Origin of the sequence: Pseudomonas putida (genome assembly GCF_001636055.1) — a bacterium.
GTDB lineage: Bacteria > Pseudomonadota > Gammaproteobacteria > Pseudomonadales > Pseudomonadaceae > Aquipseudomonas > Aquipseudomonas machongensis.
On sequence record NZ_CP011789.1, the window covers coordinates 4,854,802 to 4,866,816 of the forward strand.

The 12,015-nt window shown below is 61.4% G+C and carries 16 protein-coding genes; 1 reads left to right on the top strand and 15 read right to left on the bottom strand.

The window, feature by feature from the left end:
- Positions 1 to 8: 8 nt before the first annotated feature.
- From tolB to AB688_RS21860, 13 genes are all read right to left on the bottom strand, one after another.
- The gene (tolB, locus tag AB688_RS21800; protein ID WP_054890993.1) at positions 9 to 1,280 is read right to left on the bottom strand and encodes a Tol-Pal system beta propeller repeat protein TolB; all 1,272 of its coding nucleotides are present in this window, start codon (positions 1,278 to 1,280) and stop codon (positions 9 to 11) included.
- Between the two features lie 26 nt (positions 1,281 to 1,306).
- On the bottom strand, positions 1,307 to 2,374 hold the full coding sequence (tolA, locus tag AB688_RS21805; protein ID WP_054890994.1) for a cell envelope integrity protein TolA: 1,068 nt from the start codon (positions 2,372 to 2,374) through the stop codon (positions 1,307 to 1,309).
- Positions 2,374 to 2,826, bottom strand: coding sequence for a protein TolR (gene tolR, locus AB688_RS21810; protein ID WP_054890995.1), 453 nt, complete (start codon positions 2,824 to 2,826; stop codon positions 2,374 to 2,376). The genes tolA and tolR overlap by 1 nt, the downstream gene beginning before the upstream one ends.
- A gap of 14 nt (positions 2,827 to 2,840) precedes the next feature.
- Positions 2,841 to 3,536: a protein TolQ gene (tolQ, locus tag AB688_RS21815; protein WP_054890996.1), complete on the bottom strand. Its 696-nt coding sequence runs from the start codon at positions 3,534 to 3,536 to the stop codon at positions 2,841 to 2,843.
- A 2-nt stretch (positions 3,537 to 3,538) separates the two neighbouring features.
- Positions 3,539 to 3,991, bottom strand: a complete 453-nt coding sequence (gene ybgC / locus AB688_RS21820) for a tol-pal system-associated acyl-CoA thioesterase (RefSeq protein ID WP_054890997.1) — start codon at positions 3,989 to 3,991, stop codon at positions 3,539 to 3,541.
- Positions 3,992 to 4,116: 125 nt separating this feature from the next.
- Complete coding sequence (gene ruvB / locus AB688_RS21825) at positions 4,117 to 5,163, bottom strand: Holliday junction branch migration DNA helicase RuvB (RefSeq protein WP_054890998.1); 1,047 nt, start codon at positions 5,161 to 5,163, stop codon at positions 4,117 to 4,119.
- A complete protein-coding gene (gene ruvA / locus AB688_RS21830; RefSeq protein WP_063545876.1) occupies positions 5,160 to 5,777 on the bottom strand; it encodes a Holliday junction branch migration protein RuvA in 618 nt (205 codons plus the stop codon). Before ruvA ends, ruvB begins: the two co-directional genes overlap by 4 nt.
- 109 nt (positions 5,778 to 5,886) lie before the next feature.
- Positions 5,887 to 6,411 (bottom strand): crossover junction endodeoxyribonuclease RuvC, encoded by a 525-nt coding sequence (gene ruvC / locus AB688_RS21835; protein WP_054891000.1) that lies wholly within the window; start codon positions 6,409 to 6,411, stop codon positions 5,887 to 5,889.
- A 64-nt stretch (positions 6,412 to 6,475) separates the two neighbouring features.
- Positions 6,476 to 7,222, bottom strand: coding sequence for a YebC/PmpR family DNA-binding transcriptional regulator (locus AB688_RS21840; RefSeq protein WP_063545877.1), 747 nt, complete (start codon positions 7,220 to 7,222; stop codon positions 6,476 to 6,478).
- Positions 7,223 to 7,330: 108 nt separating this feature from the next.
- Positions 7,331 to 9,106 (bottom strand): aspartate--tRNA ligase, encoded by a 1,776-nt coding sequence (gene aspS / locus AB688_RS21845; protein WP_054891002.1) that lies wholly within the window; start codon positions 9,104 to 9,106, stop codon positions 7,331 to 7,333.
- 94 nt (positions 9,107 to 9,200) lie between these two features.
- Complete coding sequence (locus tag AB688_RS21850) at positions 9,201 to 9,419, bottom strand: FmdB family zinc ribbon protein (RefSeq protein WP_063545878.1); 219 nt, start codon at positions 9,417 to 9,419, stop codon at positions 9,201 to 9,203.
- Between the two features lie 92 nt (positions 9,420 to 9,511).
- Positions 9,512 to 9,829: a ribbon-helix-helix domain-containing protein gene (locus tag AB688_RS21855; RefSeq protein WP_054891004.1), complete on the bottom strand. Its 318-nt coding sequence runs from the start codon at positions 9,827 to 9,829 to the stop codon at positions 9,512 to 9,514.
- A 179-nt stretch (positions 9,830 to 10,008) separates the two neighbouring features.
- Entirely contained in the window at positions 10,009 to 10,482 is a 474-nt protein-coding gene (locus tag AB688_RS21860; RefSeq protein ID WP_023381917.1) for a Dps family protein, read from the bottom strand.
- 281 nt (positions 10,483 to 10,763) lie between these two features.
- Here AB688_RS21860 and AB688_RS27370 point away from each other — a divergent pair, with 281 nt between their 5' ends.
- Positions 10,764 to 11,357, top strand: a complete 594-nt coding sequence (locus tag AB688_RS27370; protein WP_054891005.1) for a cold-shock protein — start codon at positions 10,764 to 10,766, stop codon at positions 11,355 to 11,357.
- Positions 11,358 to 11,375: 18 nt separating this feature from the next.
- Here the strand turns inward: AB688_RS27370 and AB688_RS21870 are convergent, their stop codons facing one another.
- Both AB688_RS21870 and AB688_RS21875 read right to left on the bottom strand, forming a co-directional pair.
- On the bottom strand, positions 11,376 to 11,582 hold the full coding sequence (locus AB688_RS21870; RefSeq protein ID WP_054891006.1) for a SlyX family protein: 207 nt from the start codon (positions 11,580 to 11,582) through the stop codon (positions 11,376 to 11,378).
- A 3-nt stretch (positions 11,583 to 11,585) separates the two neighbouring features.
- A complete protein-coding gene (locus tag AB688_RS21875) occupies positions 11,586 to 12,005 on the bottom strand; it encodes an HIT family protein (RefSeq protein WP_063545879.1) in 420 nt (139 codons plus the stop codon).
- Positions 12,006 to 12,015 lie beyond the last annotated feature (10 nt).

Consider the following 12,015-nt stretch of genomic DNA (forward strand, 5'->3'; position numbering starts at 1 on the left):
CGCCGCAATCAGTTCAGGTAGGGGGACCAGGACGGTTCTCTGACTTCGCCTTGAGCGGTAGGAAGTGGGAGCCTCACACGGCCGTTAAGCGACACGAGCATCAAGACTCCCCGGCCCTGCTGGCGGGTGGCGTAGATTAGCATGGTGCCGTTAGGCGCAACAGTGGGAGACTCATCAAGACTCGTTTCAGAAAGAATCTTTACACTTCCCCGTTGCAAGTCCTGGGCAGCCACCTTGAAGTTGGTGAAACCTTCCTGGCGATGAATCATTACCAGGGTCTTTTCATCCGCCGACAGTTTCGGGTTGGCATTGTAGTTGCCAACGAAAGTGACGCGCTCGGCGCCACCGCCACCCACCGACGTCTTGTAGATCTGTGGCTTGCCACCACGGTCGGAGGTGAAGTACAGCGTGTTGCCATCCTTGCCCCAGAACGGCTCGGTATTGATACCAGGGCCTGCCGTAACACGGCTGATCTGACGCGAACCCATGTTCATCACATAGATGTCCGGGTTGCCGTCCTTGGACAGCACGAACGCCAGGCGATTGCCATCGGGCGACCAGGCCGGTGCACCGTTGAGGCCTTCGAAGTTGGTGATCTGCTCGCGGCGCCCGGTATCGATGTGCTGGACGAAGATACGTGGACGCTTCTGCTCGAACGAAACATAGGCGATACGCTTGCCATCAGGCGCAAAACGCGGCGACAGGATGGGCTCGCGCGACTGCAGCAGCGTCACTGCACGGGCACCGTCGTAGTCGGAACGCTGCAGGGTGTAGCGGGTGTTGTTGGTCGAGAAACGCTCGGCGGTCACGTACAGCATGCGGGTGGAGAACGCACCCTTGATACCGGTGAGCTTCTCGAACGACTGGTCAGCGATGTAGTGCGCCATGTCGCGCAGTTGATCGACGCCACCACCGACACTGCCGGTCAGCACCTGTTGCTCGGTCGCAACGTTGAACAGCGCGTAGCTGATCTGCAGGCGACCACCGGACGGCACGATGCTACCGACCATCACGTATTGGGCACCCAGCGCTTTCCAGTCACGGAAGATGACTTCGCTGGCCTGGGTCGGCTGGCTGATCATGTTCTGCCGCGGGATGGGCGCGTAGTAGCCGGAGTTGCGCAGATCGTTGCCGATAATGTCGGCCATGTCTTCCGGCAGCACGCTGCCACCCTGCAGACCAAACGGCACTACCGCGATGGGCGTGGCCCGGTCGCTGCCGCTGGTGACCAGGATGTTCTTTTCCTCTGCCACGGCCATGCCTGCCACGCAGCAGAGCATGACCAGCAGTCCTCTCAGACGTTTAATCACAACGCTAGATCCTCAGGTGTAAATGTCATCTTGAACGAACGATACGGATTGAACTCGTTCGGCTTCAAGCCCTGCATTTCAGTCAACCGGCCAATGTTCTTCACCGCGGCCACGGCCGAGCTGTCGAACGGACCGTCGCCACTGGACTTGGCCACGCTCACATTGGTGATCGTGCCGTCCGGCAGCATGTTGATCTGCAGGACTACCGTCATGCCTTTGCGCGCGGATGGCGGACGCGCCCAACCTTCGGCCGCACGCATGCGGATGAGGTCGTCGAAATCACCCGCCACCTGGTCGCCTTGCTCGTCGGCCAGTGCCTGCTGACGCTCGGTGGTGTCGGACAGCAACTCGGCCAGAGCCTGAGCCTTCTTGTCTTCAGCCGCCTTGCGGGCTGCATCCTGTGCCTTTTTCTTCTGTGCATCCGCAGCGGCCTTCTTCTTGGCCTCTTCGGCTGCCTTCTTCTTCGCTTCCTCGGCCGCCGCTGCTTTCTTCTTGGCGTCCTCGGCTGCTTTTTTCTTGGCGTCTTCGGCGGCTTTCTTCTTCGCCTCTTCGGCCGCAGCTTTCTTGGCTTCTTCCTCGGCCTGTTTCTTGGCCTCGTCTTCGGCCTTCTTCTTGGCGATATCAGCCTGCTGCTTCTTCGCTTCCTCGGCCTTCTTCTGCTCGGCGGCCTTTTTCGCCTCGGCAGCCTTGGCAGCGTCCTCGGCTTTCTTGGCTTCGGCGGCCTCGCGAGCTTCCTCGGCCTTTTGAGCGGCGTCGGCTTTCTTTTGTTCCGCGGCCTTCACAGCTTCCTGCTCGACCTTCTTCTGCTCCATCTGCTCGACTTCAGTCTGGCGTGAAGCCGTTTTCTTGGCTTCCCCGGCAATCTTCTGATTGGTCTGGGTGGTCGCCTGGCTCTTTGACTTGAGCTGATAGAGCGTAGCCTGGACGATCGGCTTGGACGGCGGCAGTTCAGGCGTCATGGCGAAGCTGACGAACAGCAGGCCGAACACCAGCACATGCAGGCCAATGGCCCAGACGCTGGGCCAGAAGTAGCTTTCCGAGGCGGATGGCTCTCGCTGTTGCATCAGGGCGCCTCGGTAATCAGGCCAACGTTACCGACACCGGCTTTCTGCAACCCGCCCATGGCGCCCATGACCGCGCCATAGTCGACGGCCTTGTCACCCCGGATGAACACCTGGGTCTGTTTGCCCTGGTCGCGGCCGGCAGCGATGATCTTGGTCACCGCGTTGGTCATTTCCGGCAGGGTCATCGCCTTGTCCATCTGTTTGTCGGTATCGACTTCGCTACCGAGGTTCCAGTAGTAGGTTTTGTCGGCCTTGATCGAGATGGTGAGGATCTGGACGTTGTTGTCCTGCGGCAAGGCTTCGCTGGAAACCTTGGGCAGGTCGACCTTCACGCCCTGGTTGAGCATGGGTGCGGTCACCATGAAGATGACCAGCAGCACCAGCATCACGTCGATGTAGGGCACCACGTTCATCTCGGCGACCGGCTTGCGTTTGTGGCGAACTCGGGCCATGGATGTCTACCTGATCACTCTTCGCTGGTGTGTACTTTGCGGTGCAGGATCGCCTGGAACTCATCGGCGAACGTGTAGTAGCGACCGATCAGTGTTTCGCTGCGTGCAGCGAAGCGGTTGTAGGCGATGACTGCCGGGATCGCGGCGAACAGGCCGATCGCGGTGGCGATCAGTGCCTCGGCAATGCCGGGTGCCACGGTGGCAAGGGTGGCCTGCTGGGCGCTGGCCAGGCCGCGGAAGGAGTTCATGATGCCCCATACGGTACCGAACAGGCCGATGTACGGGCTGGTGGAACCGACGGTGGCCAGGAACGGCAGGCTCTGCTCGAGCTTCTCTTCCTCGCGGGAGATGGCTACACGCATGGCGCGTCCCACGCCTTCCATGACCGCATCAGGATCGACGCCCGGCTGCTGGCGCAGGCGCGAAAATTCCTTGAAGCCGGCGCGGAAGACCTGCTCGACACCCGAGTCCGGATCAGGGTTGCTGCCGGCCTGACGATACAGTTTGGACAGGTCGATGCCCGACCAGAAACGCTCTTCGAAAGCGTCCAGTGCACGACGACCGGCGCGCAGCATGGTGCTGCGCTGGAAGATCATGATCCAAGAGGTCACCGAGGCTGCCACGAGAGTCAGCATTACCAGCTGAACCACCACACTGGCATTGGCGACCAGGCTCCACATGGAGGTATGGTCGACGACGTTTGCTTCCACGCTTATTCTCCTGCGTTCGATTGAGTACCCGTGCCGTCCGCCATGAAAGCGTCGCGCAGTTCAGGGGGAATGGCCCGGGGTTTGAAAGTGTCGGCGCGCACGGCGGCCACCAGGAACTGCCCTTCGCAAAGCAGTGTTTCATCCGCTTCTCGCCAGACCTGCTGCACGAAGCGCAGGCTGGCGCGATTCAATTCAAGTACTTGTGCGGTTACCCGCAACGCATCGTCCAACCGTGCCGGCGCGTGGTAGCGTGCCTCGCTGGAGTGGACGACGAACAATAGATTCTGTTCCGCCAGCTCGGACTGGGAGAACCCCAGGTGCCGCAACCTTTCGGTGCGTGCACGCTCCATGAATTTCAGGTAGTTGACGTAGTACACCACCCCGCCTGCGTCAGTATCCTCGTAATAGACGCGACAACGGTGAGCGAACGGGTCCTGCCGATTTTGCGCGCGCATACTCTAGTGCTTACTCCTCAGCTTGCCAATCCGCCCCGGCAACTGTTTTTTCAGGGGAAATGTCGTATTGCCAGCGCTGTCGCAAAGTGCCAGCGCTAGGACCACGAAAACCCCGATTCGATCTGTCATTCATCGTCAGGATCAGAAAATTCTCCACCCTCGGCAAAGCGCCCCGGAATGTTCAGGCCGAAATGCAGATAGGCGTGCCGGGTGACCACACGACCACGCGGCGTACGCATGATGTAGCCCTGCTGGATCAAGTACGGTTCGAGGACATCCTCGATGGTGTGCCGCTCTTCGCTGATCGCAGCCGCCAGGTTGTCCACGCCTACCGGTCCGCCATCGAACTTCTCGATCATGGTCAGCAGCAGACGCCGGTCGGAATGGTCGAAACCGCGCTCGTCGACGTCCAGAAGGTTCAATGCCTTGTCGGCGATTTCCTTGGTGATCTGGCCCTTCGCACGCACCTCGGCGTAGTCACGCACGCGGCGGAGCAGGCGGTTGGCGATCCGTGGCGTACCGCGGGCGCGACGGGCGATCTCGAAAGCGCCCTTGTCTTCGATGGCAAGCCCCAGAATGTTCGCCGACCGGCTGACGATGGTCGCCAGGTCCTGGTTGCTGTAGAACTCCAGGCGCTGGACGATCCCGAAACGATCACGCAGTGGGTTGGTGAGCATGCCGGCCCGGGTGGTCGCACCGACCAGGGTGAACGGCGGCAGGTCGAGCTTGATCGAACGTGCGGCAGGCCCCTCACCGATCATGATGTCGAGCTGGAAGTCCTCCATCGCCGGGTAGAGTACTTCCTCGACCACAGGCGACAGGCGGTGGATTTCATCGATGAACAGCACGTCGTGCGGCTCGAGGTTGGTCAGCATTGCCGCCAGATCACCCGGGCGTTCGAGGATCGGGCCGGACGTGCTCTTGACCGAAACCCCCATCTCGTGGGCGATGATATTGGCAAGGGTGGTCTTGCCCAGACCGGGCGGACCGAAGATCAAGGTGTGATCGAGGGACTCGTTGCGGCCGCGGGCGGCCTGGATGAACAGGCCCATCTGCTCGCGCACCACCGGCTGGCCGATGTACTCGTCCAGGCTCAACGGACGAATGGCGCGGTCCTGGACCTCTTCGCGGTCGCGCCCGCTGGCGGCGATCAGGCGGTCGGCTTCGATCACTTGACGATCATCCCTTTGAGGCTATGGCGAATCAGTTCCTCGCTGGTCATGTTCGCCTTGTCCTTGATCGCCGACACCGCCTTGCTGGCTTCCTGAGGTTTGTAGCCCAACGAGATCAGGGCGCTGACTGCATCGGCTTCGGCGCTGGAGGTGCTGGCCACCGGCAGTGGCCCATCGGACACCAGGGTGAACATCGCAGGCGAGGTTTCCCAGGCCTTGAAACGGTCCTTGAGCTCGACCAGCAGGCGCTCGGCGGTCTTCTTGCCGACGCCGGGTACGCGCACCAGAGCCGACGCATCCTGGGCCTGCACGCAGCGCACCAGCTCATCGACCTCGAGACCCGACATCAACGCCAGAGCCAACTTCGGGCCGACGCCATTGAGACGGATCAGCTCGCGGAACAGCTCGCGCTCGCGCTTCTCGAAGAAGCCATAGAGCAGGTGGGCGTCTTCGCGCACAACCAGATGAGTATGCAGCGTCACCGCTTCGCCGACCTTGGGCAGGCGGTACAGCGTCGTCATCGGCACCTCCAGCTCATAGCCCAGGCCATTGACATCGATAATCAGGTGCGGCGGTTGTTTTTCCGCCAGGGTGCCACGCAAACGTCCAATCACGTTCCGATCCTTTCTCTCGGGCGTCTGGTCGGAGACCGGACAACCCTATCAGCAAATGCGGCGGGTGAGCGTGTCACCCGGACAAAATATGTATCAGGGCATGAAGCTGTTACAGACGCAAGCGCCCACCGCGCCGGCGTGCGGTGGCCAGGCCGTGGGGCACCAGGCTGGAGCGTGTATGGGCGTGGCACAGGGCGATGGCCAAGGCGTCGGAGGCGTCGATCTGCGGCTTCTGCGTCAGCTTGAGCAGGTGCATGACCATCAGCATGACCTGATCCTTGTTCGCCCCGCCCGTACCGGCCACCGACTGCTTGACCTGGCTGGCGGTGTATTCGGCGATCTCCAGGCCCGCCTCGGCGGCAGCGACGATGGCTGCACCGCGGGCCTGGCCAAGCTTGAGCGCCGAGTCGGCATTGCGCGCCATGAACACCCGCTCGATGCCCATGGTGACGGGGCCATGCAGGCGAATCACCTCGCTGACGCCGCGAAACACGATCTGCAGTCGCTCATGCAACTCGCCACCACCGGTGCGGATGCAACCGGAGGCCACGTACTCGCACCCCCGCGGCGTGTGGCGTACCACACCATAACCGGTGATTCGCGAACCGGGGTCGATACCAAGAATCAGCGTCATAAAGCCTGCGGTTCTTTACACATTTCACTGACCCGCGAAGAGGCCCCGAAGACCAAGGAAAACCTTAGCCGAGTTTTTCCATGATCTCGTCGGAGATCTGCGCATTGGAGTAGACGTTCTGCACGTCATCCAGGTCCTCGAGCATATCGATCAGCTTGAGCACCTTCTCCGCGCCGTCCTGATCCAGCTCGGCGCTGGTGGTCGGCTGCATGACGATTTCCGCGTCGGCAGCCTTGAAGCCCGCCTCTTCCAGCGCGTTGCGCACGGCGTAGAAGCTGTTGAAAGACGTGAAGACGTCGAAGGAGCCATCGTCATTGGCGACCACATCATCGGCATCGGCTTCCATGGCCGCTTCGATCAGCGCATCTTCCTCGACGCCCGGTGCAAAGCTGATCTGCCCCTTGCGCTCGAACAGATAAGCCACCGAGCCATCGGTACCGAGGTTGCCGCCACACTTGGTGAAGGCATGGCGCACGGCTGCTGCAGTGCGGTTGCGGTTGTCGGTCATGGCCTCGACCATGATCGCCACACCACCGGGGCCGTAACCCTCGTAGCTGAGCTCTTCGACGTTGTCGCTTTCGTTGGTGCCGGCCCCACGCGCCACCGCACGATCAATGATGTCGCGGCTCATGTTGGCACCCAGCGCCTTGTCCAGCGCCAACCGCAGCCGGGGATTGGAGGCCGGATCACCACCACCCTGCTTGGCAGCGACGGTCAGTTCGCGGATCCACTTGGTGAAGATCTTGCCTCTCTTGGCATCCTGGCGTTCTTTGCGGTGCTTGATATTCGCCCACTTGGAATGACCGGCCATAACGACTCCAAATCCTTGAAACAGAAACAGGTTCCGCCCCGAAGGGCGGAACGCGGAAAATCCTGCGCGCAAGCGCGAAGCGCCCCGACTTCGGGGCGCCTGCGGTGATTACTCGACCTTGGTCTGCTCACGCAGACGGATGTGCAGCTCGCGCAGAGCCTTGGCATCGACCAGGCCTGGGGCCTGAGTCATGACGCACGCAGCGCTCTGGGTTTTCGGGAACGCGATCACTTCACGGATTGACTGGGCGCCAGTCATCAGCATGACCAGACGATCCAGGCCGAAGGCCAGACCACCGTGTGGCGGGGCGCCGAACTTCAGGGCGTCGAGCAGGAAACCGAATTTCTCTTCCTGTTCCGCCGCCTCGATCCCCAGAAGACGGAAGACTGCCTGCTGCATCTCTTTACGGTGGATACGGATAGAACCGCCACCCAGCTCGGTGCCGTTGAGCACCATGTCGTAGGCACGCGACAAGGCGGTGGCCGGGTTGGCCTCCAGCTCTTCAGGGGTGCACTTGGGTGCGGTGAACGGGTGGTGCAGCGCGGTGAAGCTGCCGTCCTCGTTCTCTTCGAACATCGGGAAGTCGACGACCCACATCGGTGCCCACTCGCAGGTGAGCAGGTTGAAGTCGTGACCCAGCTTGATACGCAGCGCGCCCAGGGCCTCGCTGACGACCTTGAACTTGTCGGCCCCGAAGAACACGATGTCGCCATCGACCGCGCCGACGCGATCGAGGATCACGTTGAGGTTGGCCTCAGGGATGTTCTTGACGATCGGCGACTGCAGACCCTCGACGCCCTTGGCGCGCTCGTTGACCTTGATGTACGCCAGGCCCTTGGCACCGTAGATGCCGACGAACTTGGTGTACTCGTCGATCTTGCTGCGCGGCATGGCAGCGCCGCCCGGCAGGCGCAGGGCAGTGACACGGCACTTCGGATCGTTGGCAGGACCTGCAAAGACCTTGAAGTCGACGTCCTTGAGCTGATCGGCAACATCGACCAGTTCCAGCGGGATGCGCAGGTCCGGCTTGTCGGAGCCATAACGACGCATGGCTTCTTCGAAGGTCATGTGCGGGAAGTCGCCGAACTCGAGGTCGAGCACTTCCTTGAACAGCTTGCGGATCATGCTCTCGGTGAGGCCCATGATCTCGGACTCGTCGAGGAAGCTGGTCTCGATGTCGATCTGGGTGAATTCCGGCTGGCGGTCGGCACGCAGGTCTTCATCGCGGAAGCACTTGGCAATCTGGTAGTAGCGGTCGAAGCCGGCCACCATCAGCAGTTGCTTGAACAGCTGGGGCGACTGCGGCAGGGCGAAGAAGCTGCCAGCGTGGGTGCGGCTGGGCACCAGGTAGTCGCGCGCGCCTTCCGGAGTGGCACGGGTCAGGATCGGCGTTTCGACGTCGAGGAAGCCGTTCTCGTCGAGGAAGCGGCGAATGCTGCTGGTGATGCGCGAACGCAGGCGCAGCTTGTCGGCCATTTCCGGGCGACGCAGGTCGATGAAACGATAGCGCAGGCGGGTTTCTTCGCCGACGTCGGAGTATTCGTTCAACGGGAATGGCGGGGTCTCGGCTTCGTTGAGCACGTTCAGTTGGTAACCGAGGATCTCGATGGCGCCGGAGGCCATGTTCGCGTTCACCGCGCCGTCAGGGCGCTTGCGCACCTTGCCGGTGATCTGCACCACGTATTCGCTGCGCACGCGGTCGGCGGCGGCGAAGGTTTCGGCGCGATCCGGATCGAACACGACCTGGGCCATGCCTTCGCGGTCACGGATGTCGAGGAAGATCACCCCGCCGTGGTCGCGACGCCGATGGACCCAGCCGCAAAGGGTGACTTCCTGGCCGTCCAGGCTCTCGTTCAGTTGGCCGCAATAATGGCTGCGCATCATGATCGTGGTTTCGCTTCTCGTGATTCGTGTATTCGGTGGAGGTCTTGTCCGCCCTGAGGGCTAATAGTGCAAGACCCTGTCGCTGCAATTCAACTCAGTCGGCCTTGTCGCCGGCCAGGTTCTTCTTCGCCCCGGTCTTGAAGTCGGTCTCGTACCAGCCATTGCCACTCAGGCGAAAGCCGGGTACCGACAGCAGTTTCTTCAGGGCCGGCGCCTGGCATGCCGGACAATCGGTCAATGGCGCGGCGCTGATTTTCTGCAACACCTCCATGCGGTGGTCGCAGGAAGCACATTGATAGTCATAAAGGGGCATGGAGGTCTCTCGTCAACCACAACGCTGGCTGCCGGGGCAGCAAAAAGCGGGATTATATATGGTTAAGGAGTGCTGTGCAGCCCGCCCGGCGATCAGTGTGTACTCGGCGGATCAAGTAACCAGGCCACACAGATGACGCGAATCAGCCCACTGAAATTACGCACCCCGCCCTGTCGCAGGTGCACCTCTCGATCGACGTAGGACAGCACAGCGCTCACCGAACAGCGATTGGCCTCGGCGATACGCTCCAGAATACGCCAGTAGACCGCCTCGAGCCGAAGGCACGTGGCAAAACCATTGAGCCTTACAGACCGCGAGACCGGTACGACCTGCAACATGTCGAAATCACCCCTGAACGGATCCTGACAATCCCTGCCTGGCCAACCGCCGTGCCTGCTTGCTTGCGCCATGGTTCTGCTCCTTGATTGCGATCACTTCATACCCCGCACAACAAGGTCGAGGGTGCTTCAATGAAGCGCCGTTCCGGCGTCGCAGAGCAGCAGCAAGGGTTTCCCCATAATGAAAAAGCCCGGGATCGCAAGGCGACACCGGGCTTGATGGACCAGCCTGGCCATAGGCCGGCGCATCATTATTTGCCGTCGAGCAGCACTCGCAGCATCCAGGCAGTTTTTTCGTGCACCTGCATGCGCTGGGTGAGCAGGTCGGCCGTCGGCTCGTCACTGACCTTGTCCACCACCGGGAAGATGCTGCGCGCCGTGCGCACCACCGCCTCTTGCCCCTGGACCAGCTGGCGGATCATTTCATCGGCAGCGGGCACTCCCTCTTCCTCCTTGATCGAGGAATGGCGCGCATAGAATGCATAGGAACCCGGCGCCGGGAACCCCAGCGCGCGAATGCGTTCGGCGATCGAGTCAACTGCAAGGGCCAGTTCGTTGTACTGCTCTTCGAACATCAGGTGCAGGGTTCGGAACGACGGACCGGTAACGTTCCAGTGGAAGTTGTGGGTTTTCAGATACAGCACATAGGTGTCCGACAGCAGGCGGGACAACCCTTCGACGATGGACTTGCGATCTTCTTCGCTGATACCGATATCGATTGCCATGAATCTCCCCTTTCCATAAGGCTTGACGATCAAGCGGGCGAAAACACTGTACCAAGACTTGCAGACGGCTGCATGTGACACAAGGCAACACATCGCCTGACCACCCCTGCGGTTTGAGAACCCCCTGGCTTTGCTGTTAAATAGGCAGGGTGCCACCCGTGCGGACTGTTAATGCCGGGTGCATAGGCTGAACAGTCACGTGATCGCGCTCCATACCTCATGCGCACCGTGCTGCCAGCTCTTCCTGTGATCGGCCTTATCCAAATATGTGAGCCAACCCAATGTTCAAGATCGTCCATCTGGTGACGGGCGTTGCGGCTTTGCTGCTGTCGTTCATACCCAGCCTCAAAACCGACGCCACACCCTTCCTGCAACAACCCGAAGCGGTCTACCTGGTACTCCTGGGCCTGCTCAACCTGGTCCTGGCACCGGTTGTACCGCTTTACTACCGCGGCGCCCGCCAGCAACTGCAACACCTGGCCAGCGCACTCCTGGTGCTGGCGGTGATCCTGCAAACCATCACCGTCCTTGCCCGCCCCGAGCTCGGCAGCTTGTCGGCGCTGCTCTGCGCGGCACTGGCAGCCGCCCTGCACCTGGCCGCCGGCTTCGCCCGCAGCAGCCGCAAATCACGCGCCAGCCAGGCAGGCCCGCAAGATGCCAGCAAGCGCGATACCGGCACCGTGAAGTGGTTCAATACCTCGAAAGGCTTCGGATTCATCTCCCGCGACTCCGGCGATGACATCTTCGTGCACTTTCGCGCCATCCGCGGCGAAGGCCATCGCGTCCTGGTCGAAGGCCAGCGCGTGGAGTTCTCGGTAATGCATCGCGACAAAGGCCTGCAGGCCGAAGACGTGGTCGCGGTTTCACGCCGCTGACCACCCGCCTCCATCATCTCAATAATGAGGTGGTGGAGGCTCCTCCCCTCCGGCCTCGTACTGGCCGACCATCTCTTCATGACGTTTGATCAGCTCGGCTATCTGCAACTGCAGACGCTCGATCAGCCGGTTCTGCCCGGCCACTTCGTCGCTGAGCGCCTGAAGGGTGTCATCCTGAAACGCCTGGCGCATCTCCAGCTCGACGATTCTCGCTTCCAGTGACATGGCTCAGGCCTCCTCGAAACCTTCAAGCGCCAACCCACGCAGGCGCTGGCGGATTGCATCGACCTGCGCGGGCGCGTAGTCGAGCGCGGGCACCTTGCCCCACACCGGCGCGGGCCACGCCGCATCGCCGCGATGACGCACCACCACGTGCATGTGCAACTGACTGACGACATTACCCAGCGTGGCGACATTCATCTTGTCAGCCAGGAATTCGCCCTTGAGCGCCTCGGCGAGCAAAGTGGTTTCCTTCCACAGTTGTTGCTGGTCGGCCAGATCCAGCTGGAACAGCTCGCTGACATCAGCACGGCGCGGCACCAGGATGAACCAGGGGTAGTTGGCATCCTTGCTCAGCAAAAGACGGGACAACGGGAAATCCCCCAGCACCAGGGAATCCTGCTGCAGACGCGAATCCAGGACAAACACGGCAAACCTC

Coding starts and splice junctions, on each gene's coding strand:
- tolB (WP_054890993.1), bottom strand. CDS start 1,280: ATGCTCTGCTGCGTGGCAGGCATGGCCGTGGCAGAGGAAAAGAACATC.
- tolA (WP_054890994.1), bottom strand. CDS start 2,374: ATGCAACAGCGAGAGCCATCCGCCTCGGAAAGCTACTTCTGGCCCAGC.
- tolR (WP_054890995.1), bottom strand. CDS start 2,826: ATGGCCCGAGTTCGCCACAAACGCAAGCCGGTCGCCGAGATGAACGTG.
- ybgC (WP_054890997.1), bottom strand. CDS start 3,991: ATGCGCGCGCAAAATCGGCAGGACCCGTTCGCTCACCGTTGTCGCGTC.
- ruvC (WP_054891000.1), bottom strand. CDS start 6,411: ATGACGCTGATTCTTGGTATCGACCCCGGTTCGCGAATCACCGGTTAT.
- AB688_RS21840 (WP_063545877.1), bottom strand. CDS start 7,222: ATGGCCGGTCATTCCAAGTGGGCGAATATCAAGCACCGCAAAGAACGC.
- aspS (WP_054891002.1), bottom strand. CDS start 9,106: ATGATGCGCAGCCATTATTGCGGCCAACTGAACGAGAGCCTGGACGGC.
- AB688_RS21850 (WP_063545878.1), bottom strand. CDS start 9,419: ATGCCCCTTTATGACTATCAATGTGCTTCCTGCGACCACCGCATGGAG.
- AB688_RS21855 (WP_054891004.1), bottom strand. CDS start 9,829: ATGGCGCAAGCAAGCAGGCACGGCGGTTGGCCAGGCAGGGATTGTCAG.
- AB688_RS21860 (WP_023381917.1), bottom strand. CDS start 10,482: ATGGCAATCGATATCGGTATCAGCGAAGAAGATCGCAAGTCCATCGTC.
- AB688_RS27370 (WP_054891005.1), top strand. CDS start 10,764: ATGTTCAAGATCGTCCATCTGGTGACGGGCGTTGCGGCTTTGCTGCTG.
- AB688_RS21870 (WP_054891006.1), bottom strand. CDS start 11,582: ATGTCACTGGAAGCGAGAATCGTCGAGCTGGAGATGCGCCAGGCGTTT.